This window comes from Mesorhizobium sp. WSM3866 (assembly GCF_002294795.1).
GTDB lineage: Bacteria > Pseudomonadota > Alphaproteobacteria > Rhizobiales > Rhizobiaceae > Mesorhizobium.
Genome location: NZ_NSGC01000004.1, coordinates 85019 through 102852, shown reverse-complemented (window position 1 = coordinate 102852; position 17834 = coordinate 85019). Strand labels below are relative to the sequence as shown.

Genomic DNA, 17834 nt, shown 5'->3' with positions numbered 1-17834 from the left:
ACGATGCATTATTTCGATTGTCAATTGCACTGATTTCGATCTCTAATAAAGTCATGACATTATGGCAGCCAGATCCTGCGCTCATCCGCCGCCCGGCCTACCTCTCGCTGGCCGATCAGTTCGCGCGCGCCATCCATGACGGAAAGCTCGCCAATGGCGCGCGACTGCCGACGCACCGGCGGCTTGCCGACGACCTGAAACTTTCGGTCCAGACGGTCAGCCGCGCCTATGAGGAACTGATCCGCCGCGGTCTGATTGCCGGCGAGGTCGGCCGCGGCAGCTTCGTGCAGACGCAGCGCCGGGAGCCGGAGCCGCCCTACCTTCCGGAACGGTTGGGCGAGGTCATCGACCTCTCGATCCTGAAGCCGGTCTGCGAGCCGATGCATCTGGAGAAGCTGAAGCAGGCGTTGGGGTGGCTGGCCGAGAACCTGCCGTCGAGTTCGGCGCTGTCGTTCCGGCCGAACATGGTGTTCCCGCGTCATCGCACGGTGGCGGTCGAATGGCTGAAGCTCTGCGGCCTCGACGCCTCACCGCAGAACATCAGCCTCACCAACGGCGCCACCGCCGGCATGACGGTAGCGCTGATGAGCGTCGCACCGCCCGGTTCGACGGTCGCCACCGAGGCGATCGGCCACCACACGCTGGTGCCGCTCGCCCGCTATCTCGGCTTCAACCTCGAGGGCCTGCCGATCGACGGCAACGGCCTGGTCCCGGAAGCGTTGGACGAGGCCTGCCGTCTCTCCGGCATTCGCGCTGTTTTCGTCCAGCCATCGGTCATCAACCCGACGGCGAGCTTGATGGACGACAGCCGGCGCGAGCAGATCGCCGCGGTCGCGCGCAAACATGACATCGCCATCATCGAGAACGACGTGCTCGGGCCGCTCGTCGAAGGCCGGCCTCCGGCGGTTGCCGCCTTCGCGCCCGAGCGGACGCTCTACGTCACCTCCTTCACCAAGATCACCGTGCCCGGCCTGCGCATCGGCTATCTCGCCGTGCCCGACCGCTATGTCGCGGCCGTCGCCAACCGCCATCTCGTCTCGAACTGGATGGCGACGCCGATGGTGGCGGAAATCGCGACGCGGTGGGTGAATGACGGCACGGCTTTTGAGTTGGTCAACTGGCAACGCGGGGCGTTGAGACGCCGGCAGGAAATCGCAGCCGAAATGCTGGCCGGCGTCGACTATCGCTCCCATCGCGAAGGGCTGCATCTGTGGCTCGAATTGCCGGGCGACCGCGCCGAGGAGAGCTTCGTTGCGCAGGCGCGCCTGCGCGGCGTGGCGATTGCCCCGGGCACGTCGTTCCGCATCGCCGACACGCCGTGGCATCCGGCCGTGCGCATCTCGCTCGGCTCGACCACCGAAGGGGAACTGCGCTCGGGCTTGAGCGTTGTCGCCAAGCTCCTGCTGGGCGATCCGGAGCATCTTCTGCTCGCCATCTGATGCAAAAGCGGCTCGCCAATTGCCCTGAAATTGTGCAGCTCTCGAAAAATTGTCATGATATTATTTTCCTAATTGACATGATTTAGCGCGTTTCGCATCGTTAGGAGCATAGGCCGCTTCAGAACGGGGAAATGGATTGCCCGCGCCCATCATCAAGGTCGACGCCATTTCGAAGAGCTTCGGCGCCTTCAAGGTGCTGGACGGCCTGTCGATGCAGGTCATGCCAGGCGAGAAGCTGGCGCTGATCGGCCCATCCGGATCGGGCAAGACGACGATCCTGCGCATCCTGATGACGCTGGAAAAGATCGACGGCGGCCATATCCAGATCGACGGCGAGCAGCTCTATCACATGGAGCGCAACGGCCAGCTGGTGCCGGCCGACGAGCGGCACCTGGCCAAGATGCGCCAGAAGATCGGCATGGTCTTCCAGCTCTTCAATCTTTTCCCGCACAAATGCGTCATGGACAATGTCACGCTGGCGCCGATGCTGACCAAGGGCGTGGCGCGAGCCGCCGCCGAAAAACGGGCGATGGAACTGCTCGACATGGTGGGCCTCGCCGATAAGGCGAAGAGCATGCCGGCACAGCTTTCCGGCGGCCAGAAGCAGCGCGTCGCGATCGCCCGCGCGCTGGCGCTGTCGCCAAAGATCATGCTGTTCGACGAGGTCACCTCGGCGCTCGACCCCGAGCTGGTCGAGGAGGTGCTCAATGTCATGCGCAAGCTCGCCGCCGAAACCGACATGACGATGTTGCTCGTCACTCATGAGATGGGCTTTGCCCACGACTTCGCCGATCGCGTGCTGTTCTTCGATCGCGGCAGGATCGTCGAGGAAGGCAAGCCCGATGAGATTTTCCGCCATCCCAAGCAGGAACGCACGCAGGGCTTCCTGAAGAAGATCATCGCGGCCGGACATCGCGTCTGACCGTCATGCCAGGGCGGCGAAGCCGTCCCGAAATCCAGAAACGGGTGGCAAGGACGCCATCCGAACCGAGCGAACCAAGAAGAGAAACAAGGAGTTGGGAACGATGAAGAAACTTGGCATCCTGGCTGGCGTCGCCGGTCTCGCCGTAAGCACCATGCTGCTCGCCTCCGGCGCGCGTTCGGCAGACGACGCAAAGCTCGAGCAGCTCAAGCAGCAGGGCTTTGCCCGCGTCGCCATTGCCAACGAGCCGCCCTACACGGCGGTCGCCGCGGACGGCAAGGTCTCGGGCGCTGCACCCGACGTAGCGCGCGAGATCTTCAAGCGCCTCGGCGTCAACGATATCGTCGCCTCCATCTCTGAATACGGCGCCATGATCCCCGGCCTGCAGGCCGGCCGCTTCGACGTCGTCACCGCCGGCCTGTTCATGAAGCCTGAGCGCTGCGCGGCGGTCGCCTATTCCGAGCCGGTGCTGTGCGATGCGGAAGCGATGCTGGTGAAGAAGGGCAACCCGAAGGGTTTCAAGAGCTATGAGGACGTCGCCAAGGACACGTCGGCCACTATCGGCGCGCCGGGCGGCGGCACCGAGGAGAAGCTGGCGCTCAATGCCGGCGTGCCGCGCGACCGCGTCATCGTCGTGCCGGACGGCCAGAGCGGCCTGAAGATGGTGCAGGACGGCCGCATCGATGCCTATTCGCTGCCCGTTCTGTCGATCAACGACCTCATCAAGAAGGCCAATGATCCGAATCTCGAAGTGATCGCGCCGGTGCAGGGCGCGCCGGTCTATTGCGACGGCGCCGCCTTCAAGAAGGGCGACGAGGCGCTGCGCGATGCCTATGACGTCGAGCTCGCCAAGATGAAGAAGTCCGGCGAGTTCGCCAAGATCATAGAGCCCTACGGCTTCTCGGCCAAGGCGGCGATGTCGACGACGCGCGAGAAGCTCTGCGCGGCGAAGTAATCTCCCTTCTTCCCGCTTGCGGCGAGAAGGTCACTCGAAGAGCCGGATGAGGGGCGGCGCGCCAGCATTTCAAGGTCAGCGCTGCCCCTCATCTGCCTGACGGCATCTTCTCCCGTGGGCGGGGACAAGGCTGTCGCAGCCTCTCGCAACGACTGCAAACGTTAGGAAAATTTGAAACTCAATGACCCAGTGGTCCGGCTATCTCGGCCTGATATTGCAGGGAGCGCTTGTCACCATCGAGCTGACGCTGATGGGGTCGGTGCTCGCGCTCGTCATGGCCTTTCTCGCCGGCATGGGACGTGTGTCGCGCTTCTTCATCGTGCGCGCGATTGCCACGACCTATATCGAGTTCTTCCGCGGCACCTCGATCTTCGTGCAGCTGTTCTGGGCCTATTTCGTGCTGCCCTTCGCCGGTCTGTCGCTGACGCCTTTGCAGGCCGGCGTGCTGGCGCTGGGGCTCAATGTCGGGGCCTATGCGGCGGAAGTTGTGCGCGGCGCCATCCTGTCGATCGGCCGTGAGCAATATGAGGCCTGCACCGCGCTTAATCTCGGCCGCTGGCAAGGCATGCGCTACGTCATCCTGCCGCAGGCGCTGCTCATCATGCTGCCAACCTTCGGCAACAACGCGATCGAGCTGCTCAAGGCGACCTCGGTCGTATCGCTGATCTCGCTTGCCGATCTCACCTTCCAGGCGCAGGTGGTTCGCTCGCAGACCGGCAGCACGCTGATGCCCTTCGTCTCCGTTCTCGTCATCTATTTCGCGCTCGCGCTGATCATCTCCTGGGGCGTGCGCTCGCTGGAGCGCCGCATGGCGCGCGGTCTCGACGGAGTGCGTGTCTGATGGAATGGGCCCGCTAATGGAATGGGATTGGAACTTTGTCTGGGAGATCATGCCGACCCTGATCCAGGGGGTGAAGATCACGATCCTGGCGACCGTGCTCGGCTCGATCCTGGCCGGGATCGTCGGTCTGGCGATCGCGCTGGCGCGGCGCTCGCCTAACCGCACGGTGTCGCGCAGCGTCGGCTGGTTCGCCGAATTCATCCGCGGCACGCCGCTTCTGGTGCAGCTCTATTTCATCTTCTACGTCCTGCCCGATATCGGCATCCTGCTGCCGCCCTTGGTGGCGGGCGTCATCGGGCTTGGACTGCACTACGGCACCTATACGGCCGAGGTCTATCGCGCCGGCATCGACAATGTGCCGCGCGGCCAGTGGGAGGCTGCCAAGGCCTGCAATCTTAACGGCCGCCACACCTGGACGCATGTCATCCTGCCGCAGGCGATCCCGCCGATGATCCCGGCCTTGGCCAACTACTTCATCGCCATGTTCAAGGAGACGCCGCTGCTTTCGGCGATCACCGTGCTGGAGCTGATGAACCAAGCCAAGAGCGTCGCCAATACCTATTACCGCTACATCGAGCCGATGACGCTGGTTGGCGCCTTCTTCCTCGTCATCAGCCTCTGCTCCGTCGTGCTGTTGCGCTGGCTGGAGCGTCGTTACGGCAGGATCGAGAGATGAAAGTCATGAAACTGTTGCCCGAAATCGAGCTGGCATCGACCCGGCCCGCACTCGATGCGCGTCCGCTCGAAAAGCGCGTCGGGCTGATTGCTTTGGCCACCGATCATACCAGCGAGGTCGACTTCCGCCGCATGGTGGCGAGCGAGCGGATCGGCGTCTACGTCGCGCGCATCCCCTACGCCAATCCGACGACGCCGGACAATCTGCGCAAGATGCAGCCCTCGCTTTCGGCGGGCGCGGCACTGATCCTGCCGGACGAGACGCTCGATGCCGTCTGCTATTCCTGCACGTCTGCTTCCGTGGTGATCGGCGACGCCGAGATCGAGCAGGCGATCCAGGCGGCCAAGCCGAATGTTCCCGTGGTCACGCCGCCCATGGCCGGCGTGCGCGGCCTCAACGCTTTTGGCGTGAAGCGGATCAGCATTCTCACCCCTTACACTGTCGAGACCAGCCGGCCGATGGCCGCCTATTTCGCCGCGCACGGCTTCGACATCGAGAGCGTCACCTGCCTCGGCTTCGAGGACGATCGGGAGATGGCACGCATCGAGCCTACCTCGCTCGTCGATCTGGCGCGCAAGGCGACGCATGCGCAGGCGGATGCGCTGTTCGTTTCATGCACCGCGCTACGCGCGGCGCTCGCCGTTCCAGGCATGGAGGAGGCAATCGGCCGCCCGGTCGTCACCAGCAACCAGGCGAGCGCCTGGAACTGCCTGCGGCTTTGCGGCGACGACACGGCGCGGCCGCAGTTCGGCCGGCTGATGACGAAGCCATTGGCCCGGTGAGCGGGCATGCCAATGACCAAAACGGAAGTCACGCTTCAGCATATCCGCGTTGCGCGCGAACGCATTGCCGGAAAGGTCGAGTGGACGCCGACTGTGTTGTCGCAAAGCCTCTCGGATCGCGTGGGCCATCCCGTTCACCTCAAGCTGGAACATCACCAGACGACCGGCGCGTTCAAGCTGCGTGGCGCGTCCAACGCGATCGCCGCGTTGAGTCCGGAGGAAAGGTCGCGCGGCGTCGTCGCGGCATCGACCGGCAATCACGGCCGCGCGCTGGCCCATGCGGCGAAGCTCGAGGGCATGCGGGCGGTGATCTGCATGTCGAGGCTGGTGCCCGAGAACAAGCTCGACGCAATCCGCCGCCTCGGCGCGGATATTCGCATCGTCGGCAACAGCCAGGACGATGCCCAGCAGGAGGTCGACAGGCTGGTCGCGGAGGAGCGGCTGGTCATGCTGCCGCCCTTCGACCATCCCGACATCGTCGCCGGGCAGGGCACGCTGGGGCTGGAGATCATGGAGCAGGTTCCGGACGCAGCAAGTGTGCTAGTGCCGCTCTCCGGCGGCGGCCTGGCAGCCGGCGTTGCGGCGGCGGTCAAGGGGGTGAGCCCGGCCACCAAAGTCGTCGGCGTCTCGATGTCGCGCGGTGCCGCGATGAAGGCGAGCCTCGATGCCGGCCGCCCCGTGCAGATCGAGGAATTGCCGACGCTTGCGGACTCGCTGGGCGGCGGCATCGGCCTCGATAACCGGCTGACCTTTGCCATGTGCCGTGAGCTGCTCGACGACGTCATCCTGCTTTCCGAGGACGAGATCGCCGCCGGCATTCGGCATGCCTATGAGCAGGAGCGCGAGATCGTCGAAGGCGCGGGCGCGGTCGGCATCGGCGCGCTGCTTGCTGGGAAGGTCACTGCGAAAGGACCGGTGGTGGCCATCCTGTCTGGCCGCAACATCGACATGAGCCTGCATCGCCGCATCGTCTGCGGCAACGCTGCACTGACGGAGCGCCCCACATGAGCCGCATGACCATCCTCACCGAAACAGACCTGCGCAAGATCGTGACGCTCGATCTGGATGCGGTCGCCTGCGTCGAGAACGCCTTTCGGGCTTTGGCGACAATGCCGGTGGCGATGCCGCCAATCTTGAGGCTCGACATTCACGAGCATCGCGGCGAGGTCGACGTGAAGTCCGCCTACGTGCCCGGCATAGATGGCTTCGCCGTCAAGATAAGCTCCGGCTTCTTCGACAATCCGAAGCTCGGCCTGCCGAGCGGCGGCGGCATGATGGTGCTGCTTTCGGCCAAGACCGGTGTGGTCGAGGCGCTGCTGCTCGACAATGGCTATCTGACCGATGTGCGCACCGCCGCAGCCGGCGCAGTCGCGGCCAAGCATCTGTCGCGCGAAGACTCCAGCATAGCGGCGATCTTCGGCGCCGGTTTGCAGGCCGGCCTGCAATTGGAAGCGCTGCGTCTCGTCAGGCCGATCGCGGAGGCGCGCGTCTGGGCGCGCGATGCGGCCAAGGCCGAGGCGACCGCGGCCCGCTTGCGCGAGAGACTGGGCATCATGGTGCGTGCCGAGCCGGATGCGGCGAGGACGGCAGCGGGCGCCGACATCATCGTCACCACCACGCCTTCGACCGAGCCGCTGATCAAGGCCGGGTTCGTCTCGGCCGGCCAGCACATCACCGCGATGGGCTCGGATGCCGAGCACAAGAACGAGATCGCGCCGGCGATCCTTCGCCTGGCAGATCTCTATGTCGCAGACAGCGCGAAGCAGACGCGGCGCTTGGGCGAGCTTCACCACGCCATCGAGGCAGGGGCGATGGCGGCCGACGCGGAAGTCACCGAGCTCGGCCAGATCATCGCCGGGAAAAAGCACGGACGACGATCGGCCGGTGACATCACCCTCGCCGATCTCACTGGCACCGGCGTGCAGGACACCGCGATCGCCACTTTAGCCCGCGACCGCGCGCGGGCAGCGAAGGCGGGAACGATTTTCGAAAGCTGAATATGGCCGCGAGGCCCAACAAACGAGGACCAACAAAATGCAGCCAAACCTGAAATTCTCGCGAAGCGAATTTGCCGATCGCCTTGCCAAGACGCGGAAAGCCATGGAGGCCAAGCGGGTCGATCTGCTGATCGTCAGCGATCCCTCCAACATGGCCTGGCTGACCGGCTATGACGGCTGGTCCTTCTATGTGCATCAGGCGGTCATCGTGCCGCCTTCGGGCGAGCCGGTCTGGTATGGCCGCGGCCAGGATGCCAACGGCGCCAAGCGCACCGCCTATCTCGCGCATGACAACATCATTGGCTACGCCGATCACTATGTGCAGTCGACCGAGCGGCACCCGATGGACCATCTCGCCAGCGTGCTTGCCGATCGCCGCTGGGACAAGCTGACCATCGGCGTCGAGATGGACAATTATTGGTTCTCGGCGGCTGCCTTCGCCTCGCTGCAGAAGCATCTGCCCAACGCCCGCTTCGTCGACGCCACCGCGCTGGTCAACTGGCAGCGCGCCGTGAAGAGCCCGACCGAGATCGACTATATGCGCAAGGCCGCCCGCATCGTCGAGGCCATGCATCAGCGCATCGTCGACAAGATCGAGGTCGGCATGCGCAAATGCGATCTGGTCGCCGAGATCTATGATGCCGGCACGCGCGGCGTTGAGGGCATCGGCGGCGACTATCCGGCGATCGTGCCGCTCTTGCCATCGGGCGCCGACGCCTCGGCGCCGCATCTCACCTGGGACGACCAGCCGATGAAGGCGGGCGAGGGCAGCTTCTTCGAGATCGCCGGCTGCTACAACCGCTACCACTGCCCGCTGTCGCGCACCGTCTTCCTTGGCAAGCCGACGCAAGCCTTCCTCGACGCCGAGAAGGCGACGCTCGAGGGCATGGAGGCGGGCCTTGCCGCCGCCAAGCCGGGCAATGCCTGCGAGGACATCGCCAATGCCTTCTTCGCCGTGCTGAAGAAGTACGGCATCGTCAAGGACAACCGCACCGGCTACTCGATCGGTCTTTCCTATCCGCCGGATTGGGGCGAGCGCACGATGAGCCTGCGCCCCGGCGATCGCACCGAGCTCAAGCCCGGCATGACCTTCCATTTCATGACGGGTCTGTGGCTCGAGACAATGGGACTTGAAATCACCGAATCGATCCTGATCACCGAGACCGGCGTCGAGTGCCTGGCCAACGTGCCGCGCAAGCTGTTCGTCAAGGATTGAGCCCGATGTCAGCTCTGCCTCCATCGCCGATCACGCCGACGGTCGATTTCGAGCGCGACGGTGTCCAGCACGGCTTCCTGCGCCTGCCCTACAGCCGCGACGATTCCGCCTGGGGGTCGGTGATGATTCCGATCTGTGTCGTCCGTAACGGCAAGGGGCAGACGGCGCTGCTCACCGGGGGAAATCACGGCGACGAATATGAAGGCCCGCTGGCGCTCTACGAGCTCGCCCGCACGCTCGACCCGAAGGATGTCACCGGTACCGTCATCATCGTGCCGGCGATGAACTATCCGGCGTTCCGCGCCGGCAGCCGCACCTCGCCGATCGACAAGGGCAACATGAACCGCAGCTTTCCTGGCCGGCCGGACGGTAGCGTGACGGAAAAGATCGCCGACTATTTCCAGCGCGAATTGTTGCCGCGGGCGGACATCGTGTTCGACTTCCACTCCGGCGGAAAGACGCTGGACTTCGTGCCGTTCTGCGCCGCGCATACGCTGCTGGACAAGGAGCAGGAGGAAAAGGCCTTCGCCGCGGTCGAGGCCTTCGCGGCTCCGTTCTCGATGCGCATGACCGAGATCGATACCGTTGGCATGTATGACACCGCGGCCGAGCAGATGGGCAAGGTCTTCGTCACTACCGAGCTCGGCGGTGGCGGCACGGCCCGGGCCGAGACGGTGCGCATCGCTCGCCGTGGCATCCTCAATGTGCTTCGCCATGCCGGCATCGTTGGTGGCGCCGTCGAGAAGAGCCAAACCCAATGGCTCGACATGCCTTCGGGCGACTGCTTTGCATTTGCCGAAGACGAGGGCATGATCGAGACCATGATCGATCTCGGCGAGAAGGTGGAGGAAGGCCAGGTCGTGGCGCGCATCCATTCGACCGGTCACACCGGCACCGCGCCCCAGGAGATCAAGGCGAGAATGTCGGGGCTCTTGGCCGCGCGTCATTTCCCCGGCCTGGTCAAGGCCGGAGATTGTGCCGCGGTGCTTGCTGTCGAGGTCGATTGACGCGCGCCAAATCGTGCTGAGTGCTTGGAGAGGCGATGCCGTAACGCAGGTGTAGGCCGCCTCCGCCACGGCTCGAATTCAGCCTTGGTGCCGATAGGCGGCGATGGAATCCGGCTTCATCTCGATCGAGAAGCCCGGCGCCGTCGGCGGCATGTAGGCCGCATTCTCGATGACACAGGGCTGGACGAAATGCTCGTGCAGGTGATCGACATATTCGATCACCCGTCCATCCTTGGTGCCCGACACCGCGACATAGTCGATCATCGACAGATGCTGGACATATTCGCACAGGCCGACGCCGCCGGCATGCGGCCAGACCGGCAAGCCGAACTTGGCGGCGATCAAAAGCACGGCCAGCACCTCGTTCAGGCCGCCCATGCGGCAGGAATCTATCTGCACGATATCGATCGCGCCGCCGGCGATGAACTGCTTGAACATGATGCGGTTCTGGCACATCTCGCCGGTCGCAACCTTGATCGGCGCCACCGCCTTGCGGATCTTGGCATGGCCGGCGACATCGTCCGGGCTGGTCGGCTCCTCAATGAAGAAGGGCTTGGCGAAGGCAAGATCGCGCAGCCAGTCGATCGCCTGGTCGACCTCCCAGACCTGGTTGGCGTCGATCATCAGGTAACGGTCCGGACCGATCACCTCGCGGGCGATCCTGAGACGGCGGATGTCGTCGGCGCGATCGCGGCCGACCTTCAGCTTGATGTGATTGAACCCCTCGTCGACTGCTTCCTGGCAGAGGCGCCTCAGCTTGTCGTCGGGATAGCCGAGCCAGCCGGCCGATGTGGTATAGCAGGCATAGCCTTCGCGCTCGAGGGTGGCGATGCGCTCGGCCTTGCCGGCCTCGGTCTTCCTCAGGATCTCCAGCGCTTCGGCCGGCGTGATCGCATCGGTGAGATAGCGGAAGTCGACGATGCGCACGATCTCTTCCGGGCTCATCTCGGCGACCAGACGCCAGACCGGCTTGCCGGCTTGCTTGGCCCAAAGATCCCAGACCGCATTGACAACCGCGCCGACGGCGAGGTGCATGGCGCCCTTGTCCGGGCCGATCCAGCGCAACTGGCTGTCGCCGGTCACGTGATGCCAGAAGCGGCTGGGATCTTGCTTGACCCAGTCCAAGTCGATCCCGACAACAAGATGGCGCAGCGCCTCGATCGCCGCGCAGCAGATCTCGTTGCCCCGGCCGATGGTGAAGGTGAGCCCGTGGCCGCTGAGCCCCTCGCTATCGGCGTCGAGGATGACATAGGCGGCCGAATAATCGGGGTCCGGATTCATCGCGTCCGACCCGTCGAGGCTCTGCGACGTCGGGAAGCGCAGATCGAAGACGCGAAGATCGGTAATGCGGGTCATGCTCGGTGCCTCATCAGATCGACCAGCCGCCGTCGATATTATAGGCCTGCCCGGTGGTATAGGTGGCGCCGGCGAGATAGACGGCAAGATCGGCGATCTCCTCCGCCGTGCCCAACCTTCCCATTGGCTGGCGGGCGATGAAGGCGGCACGGGCGGCCTCATAGTCGCCTTGCGCCCGCATGCGGCTTTCGAGCGAGGGGCTCTCCACCGTGCCGGGGCAGATCGCGTTGCAGCGAATGCCTGTGCCGACATAGTCGGCGGCGATCGACTTGGTCAGCCCGATCACGGCCGCCTTGGTCACGCCATAGGCGAAGCGGTTGGGCACGCCTTTCGGGGCGCCGGCGACCGATGCCATGTTGATGATCGAACCATCGCCGCGCTCCAGCATGCCGGGCAGCACGGCGCGGATAGTGCGGATCATGGCGCGCACATTGAGGTTGAAGGCAAAGTCGAGGTCCTCGTCCTTCATCTCCAGGATCGAGCCGGAGTGGACGAAACCGGCGCAGTTGAAAAGCACATCGACGCGGCCGATTTCGGCGAAGGCGGCCTTCACGGCGTCGTCGTTCAGCACGTCGAGCTTGCGACTGACGATGCCTTTGTGGCCGCCGAGATCGGCCAGCGCCGCTTCATTGATGTCGGTGGCGTGGACGATCGCGCCAGCCTTGGCGAAAGCCAACGCGCTAGCCCGACCGATGCCTTGCGCAGCGGCCGTTACGACCACCACCTTGCCTGTCAGATCAGCCATGTTGTGTCTCCATCTTCAGCCGAGCCGGGGGCGCCGCTCGACGATATAGATGTGATCGGCGGCCAGCACGACTTCGTCGCGCTGGTTCAAAACCTCGACGCGTTCGATGACGCGCCCGGAGGCCGGCCGCTTCGGATCGTCTTCCTTCGCGGCGATCGTCGTGCGCGTGCGGATCGTGTCGCCGATGAAGACCGGCCTGATGAAGCGCAGCCTGTCATAACCGTAGGAGAAGGCGACCGGGTTGATGACGCTCGCGGTCAGGCCGACGCCGACCGAGAACACCAGCGTGCCATGCGCGATGCGTTGGCCGAAGGGCGTCGTCTTCATGAACTCGGCGTCCATGTGATGCGGAAAGAAATCGCCGGTGTGGCCGGCATGGACGACAAAGTCGGTCTCGGTGATGGTGCGGCCGCTGGTCAGCCGCGACGAGCCGATCTCGTAGTCGTCGAAATAGGTGACCTGTTCCATGCCGTTCCTTACGGTTTTGCGGTGAGCGGCGTCGCCGGCGCGGCGCTCGAACGATAGGCGGCTTCCACCAGTGCCATGGTGTTCCAGGCATCTTCGACGGAGCTGACCAGCTCTTTGTCTTCCCCGGAGGCGAAGCGCTGCACATTGGCCATGCGCCCGACAAAGGCGTCGGGGAACCATTCGCCGGTGAGCGGCACGCCGACCCAATCGGAGCCGCCTTTAGGGTGGATTTCCAGCACGTCGGGCTCACCGCGCGGATAGTCGAGATTGAGGCCAAGCTTGACGTAGGCGGCGCCCTCGGTGCCGCAGATACGGAACTCGCAGGCCTGATGCCGCCGTCCGAACTTATGATCGTGGTTGATCGAGAGCGCGCAGCGCACCGTGTCGCCATAGTCGAGGATGGCGCTTGTCCGGGTCTGCGCGACCTTGTGATTGGGATGGCCGAGCGTCTTGGCATGCACGCCCTTCGGGTCGCCGAGAAGCTGCCGGATCAGGTCGAGATAGTGGATCGAATGCATGGCGATCTCGACACGCGGCGCCGTAAGCAGGAATTCCCAGAGCTGCCACGGCGTTGCGAGCGCCAGCCAGGCATCGAAGTCGACGACCTCGCCAAGCCAGCCCTTGGCGATCGCGTCCTTCAGCGCCAGCATCATCGGCGCAAAGCGAAGCTGGAAATTCACTGCAGCCTTGAGCTTCTTGGCGCGACAGATTTCAAGGATCTCGGTTGCCTCGCCAAGGTAGTTGCCCATCGGCTTCTGGATCAATGCGACCGCGTCGTCGGGCAGGGCCTTCAGCACCTCGGCGTGCCGGCCGGGCGGCGTTGCGAGATCGAAGATCGCATCCTTGACGGCGGCCGCCTCGTCCACCGAGCCGAATGCCGTCACGCCCCATTGTTCGGCCAGTTTCCGAGCCTTGGCCTGGTCCGGATCGTAGAGACCCACCATTGGAAAACCAGCCTTGCGATAGGCCGGGAAATGCGCATCACCGACGATCGAGCCGGCGCCGAAGGTGACGATCGGACGCGGCTTTGCAGGCCTTGGCCAGGATTGCGCCAGCGAGGCGGGATCGAAGGCATCAGTCATGGTGGAAGACTTCATCCATCGTCGCCCACCACTCGCCCTCCTGCCTTGTCGGCAAGGGTTCCTGGCATGGCATGCAGACCGACCACCATTCCTGGGTCTTCGGATCGGCGGCCATCTTGGCCATGTCGGCGGCATAGTCGGTGCCGTGATACTCGAAATAGGAGAACAGCAGGTTCTCCGGCCGCTTGAGGTAGATCGAGTAGTTCTTGATGTTGCAGGCGGCGATCATCTCGAGCACGTCCGGCCAGACGGCGGCGTGCAGGCGCACATATTCCTCGACCTTTTCCGGCTTCAGGCCAAGCACCATGCCCATTCGCTGCATTCTCAGTTCCTCCGCTCCGTGACGGTGACGCTGAATTCGACGATGCTCAGCGCCTTGATCGCATCGAAATCCCAGTCGATGCCGAGTCCCGGCTCGTCCGGCGCCAGGGCGTGGCCGTTTTCGATCACCGTCTTCTTGCCCGTCAACTCATCCAGCTGCGGGATATATTCCACATATTTGCCGTTCGGCACCGCGCAGGCCAGGCTGACATGCAGTTCCATCAGGAAATGCGGGCAGATCGGCATGTCGAAGGCTTCCGCCATATGCGCCACCTTCAGCCAGGGCGTGATGCCGCCGATGCGGCCGACATCGACCTGGACGATGCTGCAGCCGCCCTTCTGCATATATTCGCGGAAATGGCGGATCGAATAGAGCGACTCGCCGACGGCGATAGGCGTCGCCGTCGAATTCGATAGCCGCACATGGCCGTCTATGTCGTCGGCCGGCAGCGGTTCCTCCATCCAGGCGAGATCGAGATCGCGCAGCCGCTCGGCGCGCCGGATGGCTTCGTCGACGGTAAAACCCTGGTTGCAGTCGGTCATGATCTCATAGCCGTCGCCGACCGCCTTGCGCACGGCCGACAACCGGGCAAAATCCTCGGCGCCGTGCGGCTTGCCGATCTTGACCTTCGAGCCGGTGAAGCCTTTCGCCTTGGCGGCCAGCGCATCTTCGACAAGCGCTTCAGTCTCGATGTGCAGCCAGCCGCCTTCGGTGGTGTAAAGCGGACAGCGGTCCTTGGCGCCGCCCGCGAGCTTCCAGAGCGGCAGCTTCTGCTTCTTCGCCCGAAGGTCCCAGAGCGCAGTGTCGATGGCGGCGAGCGCGATGGCCGTGATGGCGCCGATGGTGGTGGCGTGCGTGGCGAATTCGAGATCGTGCCAGATCGCCTCGATCCGGTCGGCATCCTCACCGATCAGGCGGGGCGCGAGGTGGTCGGCCAGAAGCCGCATCACCGAAGAGCCGCCGGTGCCGATCGTGTAGCTGTAACCCATGCCGACCGCGCCGTCGGCGTCGGTGATGGTGATGATCGGCGTCTCCTGGCTGACGAAACTCTGGATGGCGTCGGTACGCTTCACCTTCGGCACCAGATCGACCATTGCAAGCTCGACTTTCTCGATCTTCGCCATCGTCAGGCCCTCAAGGATTTGCCGGTTTCCGCGGAAAAGAGATGCGCCTGCGACAGGTCGAAGCTCATCGCCACGCGATCGCCCGCCCTCAATGGCCTCGGGTTCAGCATCCGCGAAACCCAGTCGCGGCGGTCGAACTCGGCGAACACCAGCGTCTCGTTGCCGAGCGGCTCGGTCACCGTCACCGGCAGCTCGATTTCGTGGACGTCAGCGGCATCGCCCGAATGCAGGCCGTGGCCCACGGGGTAGAGGTCGTCGGGACGCAGGCCGAACACTACCTTGTCGCCGGCGTTCACCTTGGCCTTGAAGCGACCTGGAAGCGGCAGGCTCTGTCCGCCGGAAAAGACGATCTTGCCGTCGTCCACGGTCGCCTCCTGCAGGTTCATCGGCGGCGAGCCGATGAAGCCCGCCACGAAGCGTGTCGCCGGCCGCTGGAAGACCTCGTCCGGCGTGCCGACCTGCTCGATGTTGCCGTCCCGCATGATGACGATGCGGTCGGCGAGCGTCATCGCCTCGACCTGGTCGTGGGTGACGTAGATGACCGTGGACTTCACCTTGGCGTGCAGCTTCTTGATCTCGGTGCGCATCTGCGTGCGCAGCTTGGCGTCGAGATTGCTGAGCGGCTCGTCGAACAGGAAGACGTCCGGATCGCGCACGATGGCGCGGCCCATGGCGACGCGCTGGCGTTGGCCGCCGGAAAGCTGGGAGGGGCGGCGCTCGAGCAGCGCGTCGAGGCCGAGAATGGCCGAGGCCTCGGCGACGCGACGGTCCATCTCTTCCTTGGGCGCGCCGGCTATCTTCAGGGAGAAACCAAGATTTTCGCGCACCGTCATGTGCGGATAAAGTGCGTAGGATTGGAACACCATCGAGATGTTGCGCGAACGCGGCGGCAGATCGTTGACGATGCGGTCGTTGATCTCGATCGTGCCGCCGGAGATGTCTTCCAGCCCGGCGATCATGCGCAGCGTGGTCGACTTGCCGCAGCCGGACGGCCCGACCAGCGCGATGAATTCGCGGTCGGCGACATCGAGATCGATGCCGTGCACGATCTCCATGTTGCCGTAACGCTTGGTCAGTTTCTTGAGCGAGACAATCGCCATCGGATCAACCTTTCACCGCGCCGGAAGTCAGGCCCCCGACGAGGTGTTTCTGGACGATGAAGGTAAGGAGCAGCGCCGGGATGATCATCACCACCGCCAGCGCGCACATGCCGCGCCAGTCGATGGTGAATTCGGCGGTGTAGTCGAGCAGCCCGACGGGGAGCGTCTTGGAATTGATCGAGCGCGTCAGTTGCGAGGCGAGCGCGAATTCGTTCCAGGAGGTAAGGAAGGCGAAGATGCCGGCCGACGCGATGCCTGGCCCGGCGAGTGGAAACTCGACCTGCCAGAAAGCCTGCCAGCGCGTGCAGCCGTCGATTTGCGCGGCCTCGGCGAGATCCTTCGGCACCTGGCGGAAGAAGCCGTCGATCAGCCAGATGGTGAAGGGCACATTGAGCGCGACATAGGCGAGGATCAGGCCGAAATGCGTGTCGATGATGTCGAGCCGCGCATAGACGAAAAACAGCGGCAGCGACAGCGCGATGCCAGGCACGGTGCGGGTCAGCATAAGGCCGAGGAACATCGCCGACTTGCCACGAAACCGGTAGCGCGCGAAAGCGTAGCCGCCGGCCATGCCGATCGCGATGGCAATGACGGTCGAGGTCACCGAGATGATCAGGGAATTGCGGAAATAGTCGAAGACGGGAATGCCGCCCTTGCCGACACCGCTGAACATGGCGACGTAGGCATCGAGCGAGACCTGCTGCGGGATCCAGACCGGCGGCTTGGCAAGGATCTCGACCGTCGGCCGCAGCGAGGACAGCACGATCCAGATGCCGGGCAGACAGATCAAAAGCATGGCGAGGAACAGGCCGACGCGGTGGGCGACGACGCCGGCGCGGCGCTTCAGGCGGGCGGATGCGTTGGCGTCCATCCTCACCACTCCGCGCCGATCTGGGTCCGTGCCGCGGCGAGCTTCTTAAAGAAATAGACGGTGAAGACGATCGACAGCAGGATCGAGAAGTAGGCCATCGCATTGGCCACGCCCATGCGCGCGTCACTGTAGGCGGTGCGCGCGACCAGCGTCCACAACAGTTCCGTGCGGCCGGCTGGGCCGCCATCGGTCATGATCTTGACGATGTCGTAGGCGCGCGCAACGTCGAGCGAGCGGATGGTCATGGCGATATAGGCGAAGGGCATGATGAAGGGCCAGGTCACATAGCGGAAGGTTTGCCACGGCGTGCAGCCGTCGACGCGCGCCGCTTCGACCGGCTCCTTCGGCATGGCGAGCAGGCCGGCGAGGATCAGGATCGCGAAGATCGAGGTCGACGACCAGATCTCGGCGATCGAAATGGCGATGAAGGCGAGATGGCCTTCGATCAGCCAGGGGATGGCGTCCCGCGTGATGCCTAGCGACTGCAGCGCGTTGTTCACCAAGCCGATGTTGTCGTTGAACATGAACTTGAACTGGAAGCCGACCAGGATCGGCGAGAACATCATCGGGAACATCATGATGGTGCGCAGCAGCCGCTGGCCGCGGCTCGCCTTCTCGACCAGCAACGCGAGGCCGAGACCGAGCAGCATTTCGAGATTGAGCGCGATGGTGAGTAGGAGCACGGTGCGGCCGAAGGCCCACCAGAAATTCGCGTCGGACAGAATGTTGCGATAGTTGCGCAGGCCGATGAAGGTGAAGAAGGTTTCCGGCCGCGTCAGCCTGAACGGCGTGAAGCTCGAATAGAATGACAGGCAGAGCGGCACGACCACCACCGCCGCCAGAACGAGCACGGCCGGCAGCAGAAGAAGCGTTGGCGCGGAAAGCCGCTTGGCCCTCATGCAAAGTCCCAAAATTGTTTGCACGGCCGGCG

19 protein-coding genes are annotated in these 17834 nt (G+C 64.2%); 10 read left to right on the top strand and 9 right to left on the bottom strand.

Annotated features, from left to right (window positions below):
* The first annotated feature begins 53 nt into the window (after positions 1–53).
* The 10 genes from CK222_RS11050 (at position 54) to doeB (ending at position 9835) form a co-directional block, all read left to right on the top strand.
* Positions 54–1439 carry a PLP-dependent aminotransferase family protein gene (locus tag CK222_RS11050; protein WP_067326174.1) on the top strand — a complete coding sequence of 462 codons (1386 nt, stop codon included), beginning with the start codon at positions 54–56 and terminating at the stop codon, positions 1437–1439.
* A 136-nt stretch (positions 1440–1575) separates the two neighbouring features.
* Positions 1576–2361 carry an ectoine/hydroxyectoine ABC transporter ATP-binding protein EhuA gene (gene ehuA / locus CK222_RS11045; RefSeq protein WP_067326178.1) on the top strand — a complete coding sequence of 262 codons (786 nt, stop codon included), beginning with the start codon at positions 1576–1578 and terminating at the stop codon, positions 2359–2361.
* A gap of 154 nt (positions 2362–2515) precedes the next feature.
* A complete protein-coding gene (gene ehuB / locus CK222_RS11040) occupies positions 2516–3316 on the top strand; it encodes an ectoine/hydroxyectoine ABC transporter substrate-binding protein EhuB (RefSeq protein WP_245307596.1) in 801 nt (266 codons plus the stop codon).
* Between the two features lie 181 nt (positions 3317–3497).
* Positions 3498–4157 (top strand): ectoine/hydroxyectoine ABC transporter permease subunit EhuC, encoded by a 660-nt coding sequence (gene ehuC, locus CK222_RS11035; protein ID WP_067326184.1) that lies wholly within the window; start codon positions 3498–3500, stop codon positions 4155–4157.
* A 16-nt stretch (positions 4158–4173) separates the two neighbouring features.
* Positions 4174–4833: an ectoine/hydroxyectoine ABC transporter permease subunit EhuD gene (gene ehuD, locus CK222_RS11030; protein WP_067002307.1), complete on the top strand. Its 660-nt coding sequence runs from the start codon at positions 4174–4176 to the stop codon at positions 4831–4833.
* A 5-nt stretch (positions 4834–4838) separates the two neighbouring features.
* Positions 4839–5615, top strand: a complete 777-nt coding sequence (gene eutA, locus CK222_RS11025; protein ID WP_067327080.1) for an ectoine utilization protein EutA — start codon at positions 4839–4841, stop codon at positions 5613–5615.
* A gap of 12 nt (positions 5616–5627) precedes the next feature.
* Positions 5628–6623 carry a hydroxyectoine utilization dehydratase EutB gene (gene eutB / locus CK222_RS11020; protein WP_095800410.1) on the top strand — a complete coding sequence of 332 codons (996 nt, stop codon included), beginning with the start codon at positions 5628–5630 and terminating at the stop codon, positions 6621–6623.
* Complete coding sequence (locus tag CK222_RS11015) at positions 6620–7612, top strand: cyclodeaminase (RefSeq protein ID WP_095800409.1); 993 nt, start codon at positions 6620–6622, stop codon at positions 7610–7612. The genes eutB and CK222_RS11015 overlap by 4 nt, the downstream gene beginning before the upstream one ends.
* A gap of 37 nt (positions 7613–7649) precedes the next feature.
* The gene (doeA, locus tag CK222_RS11010; RefSeq protein WP_095800408.1) at positions 7650–8828 is read left to right on the top strand and encodes an ectoine hydrolase DoeA; all 1179 of its coding nucleotides are present in this window, start codon (positions 7650–7652) and stop codon (positions 8826–8828) included.
* A gap of 5 nt (positions 8829–8833) precedes the next feature.
* Positions 8834–9835 (top strand): N(2)-acetyl-L-2,4-diaminobutanoate deacetylase DoeB, encoded by a 1002-nt coding sequence (gene doeB, locus CK222_RS11005; RefSeq protein ID WP_095800407.1) that lies wholly within the window; start codon positions 8834–8836, stop codon positions 9833–9835.
* A gap of 78 nt (positions 9836–9913) precedes the next feature.
* Here the strand turns inward: doeB and CK222_RS11000 are convergent, their stop codons facing one another.
* Genes CK222_RS11000 through CK222_RS10960 form a run of 9 tightly spaced genes read right to left on the bottom strand, consistent with a single transcriptional unit; the run spans position 9914 to position 17802 of the window.
* Positions 9914–11191, bottom strand: a complete 1278-nt coding sequence (locus tag CK222_RS11000) for an L-fuconate dehydratase (RefSeq protein ID WP_095800406.1) — start codon at positions 11189–11191, stop codon at positions 9914–9916.
* A 13-nt stretch (positions 11192–11204) separates the two neighbouring features.
* Positions 11205–11936: an SDR family oxidoreductase gene (locus CK222_RS10995; protein WP_095800405.1), complete on the bottom strand. Its 732-nt coding sequence runs from the start codon at positions 11934–11936 to the stop codon at positions 11205–11207.
* 15 nt (positions 11937–11951) lie between these two features.
* Entirely contained in the window at positions 11952–12404 is a 453-nt protein-coding gene (locus tag CK222_RS10990) for a MaoC/PaaZ C-terminal domain-containing protein (protein WP_067326205.1), read from the bottom strand.
* 8 nt (positions 12405–12412) lie between these two features.
* The gene (locus CK222_RS10985) at positions 12413–13486 is read right to left on the bottom strand and encodes a Gfo/Idh/MocA family oxidoreductase (protein ID WP_095800404.1); all 1074 of its coding nucleotides are present in this window, start codon (positions 13484–13486) and stop codon (positions 12413–12415) included.
* A complete protein-coding gene (locus tag CK222_RS10980; protein WP_095800403.1) occupies positions 13479–13808 on the bottom strand; it encodes an L-rhamnose mutarotase in 330 nt (109 codons plus the stop codon). The genes CK222_RS10985 and CK222_RS10980 overlap by 8 nt, the downstream gene beginning before the upstream one ends.
* Positions 13809–13810: 2 nt before the next feature.
* Entirely contained in the window at positions 13811–14932 is a 1122-nt protein-coding gene (locus CK222_RS10975; protein WP_095800402.1) for a mandelate racemase/muconate lactonizing enzyme family protein, read from the bottom strand.
* Between the two features lie 2 nt (positions 14933–14934).
* Positions 14935–16032: a sn-glycerol-3-phosphate ABC transporter ATP-binding protein UgpC gene (gene ugpC, locus CK222_RS10970; RefSeq protein WP_095800401.1), complete on the bottom strand. Its 1098-nt coding sequence runs from the start codon at positions 16030–16032 to the stop codon at positions 14935–14937.
* 4 nt (positions 16033–16036) lie between these two features.
* Positions 16037–16903, bottom strand: coding sequence for a carbohydrate ABC transporter permease (locus CK222_RS10965; protein WP_095800400.1), 867 nt, complete (start codon positions 16901–16903; stop codon positions 16037–16039).
* A gap of 2 nt (positions 16904–16905) precedes the next feature.
* Complete coding sequence (locus tag CK222_RS10960; RefSeq protein ID WP_095800399.1) at positions 16906–17802, bottom strand: sugar ABC transporter permease; 897 nt, start codon at positions 17800–17802, stop codon at positions 16906–16908.
* Positions 17803–17834 lie beyond the last annotated feature (32 nt).

What these genes read in the sequence shown, in the direction of transcription:
- CK222_RS11050 (WP_067326174.1), top strand. Translation starts at nt 54, where the DNA reads ATGACATTATGGCAGCCAGATCCTGCGCTCATCCGCCGCCCGGCCTAC.
- ehuB (WP_245307596.1), top strand. Translation starts at nt 2,516, where the DNA reads ATGCTGCTCGCCTCCGGCGCGCGTTCGGCAGACGACGCAAAGCTCGAG.
- ehuC (WP_067326184.1), top strand. Translation starts at nt 3,498, where the DNA reads ATGACCCAGTGGTCCGGCTATCTCGGCCTGATATTGCAGGGAGCGCTT.
- ehuD (WP_067002307.1), top strand. Translation starts at nt 4,174, where the DNA reads ATGGAATGGGATTGGAACTTTGTCTGGGAGATCATGCCGACCCTGATC.
- eutA (WP_067327080.1), top strand. Translation starts at nt 4,839, where the DNA reads ATGAAACTGTTGCCCGAAATCGAGCTGGCATCGACCCGGCCCGCACTC.
- eutB (WP_095800410.1), top strand. Translation starts at nt 5,628, where the DNA reads ATGACCAAAACGGAAGTCACGCTTCAGCATATCCGCGTTGCGCGCGAA.
- CK222_RS11015 (WP_095800409.1), top strand. Translation starts at nt 6,620, where the DNA reads ATGAGCCGCATGACCATCCTCACCGAAACAGACCTGCGCAAGATCGTG.
- doeA (WP_095800408.1), top strand. Translation starts at nt 7,650, where the DNA reads ATGCAGCCAAACCTGAAATTCTCGCGAAGCGAATTTGCCGATCGCCTT.
- doeB (WP_095800407.1), top strand. Translation starts at nt 8,834, where the DNA reads ATGTCAGCTCTGCCTCCATCGCCGATCACGCCGACGGTCGATTTCGAG.
- CK222_RS11000 (WP_095800406.1), bottom strand. Translation starts at nt 11,191, where the DNA reads ATGACCCGCATTACCGATCTTCGCGTCTTCGATCTGCGCTTCCCGACG.
- CK222_RS10995 (WP_095800405.1), bottom strand. Translation starts at nt 11,936, where the DNA reads ATGGCTGATCTGACAGGCAAGGTGGTGGTCGTAACGGCCGCTGCGCAA.
- CK222_RS10990 (WP_067326205.1), bottom strand. Translation starts at nt 12,404, where the DNA reads ATGGAACAGGTCACCTATTTCGACGACTACGAGATCGGCTCGTCGCGG.
- CK222_RS10985 (WP_095800404.1), bottom strand. Translation starts at nt 13,486, where the DNA reads ATGACTGATGCCTTCGATCCCGCCTCGCTGGCGCAATCCTGGCCAAGG.
- CK222_RS10980 (WP_095800403.1), bottom strand. Translation starts at nt 13,808, where the DNA reads ATGCAGCGAATGGGCATGGTGCTTGGCCTGAAGCCGGAAAAGGTCGAG.
- CK222_RS10975 (WP_095800402.1), bottom strand. Translation starts at nt 14,932, where the DNA reads ATGGCGAAGATCGAGAAAGTCGAGCTTGCAATGGTCGATCTGGTGCCG.
- ugpC (WP_095800401.1), bottom strand. Translation starts at nt 16,032, where the DNA reads ATGGCGATTGTCTCGCTCAAGAAACTGACCAAGCGTTACGGCAACATG.
- CK222_RS10965 (WP_095800400.1), bottom strand. Translation starts at nt 16,903, where the DNA reads ATGGACGCCAACGCATCCGCCCGCCTGAAGCGCCGCGCCGGCGTCGTC.
- CK222_RS10960 (WP_095800399.1), bottom strand. Translation starts at nt 17,802, where the DNA reads ATGAGGGCCAAGCGGCTTTCCGCGCCAACGCTTCTTCTGCTGCCGGCC.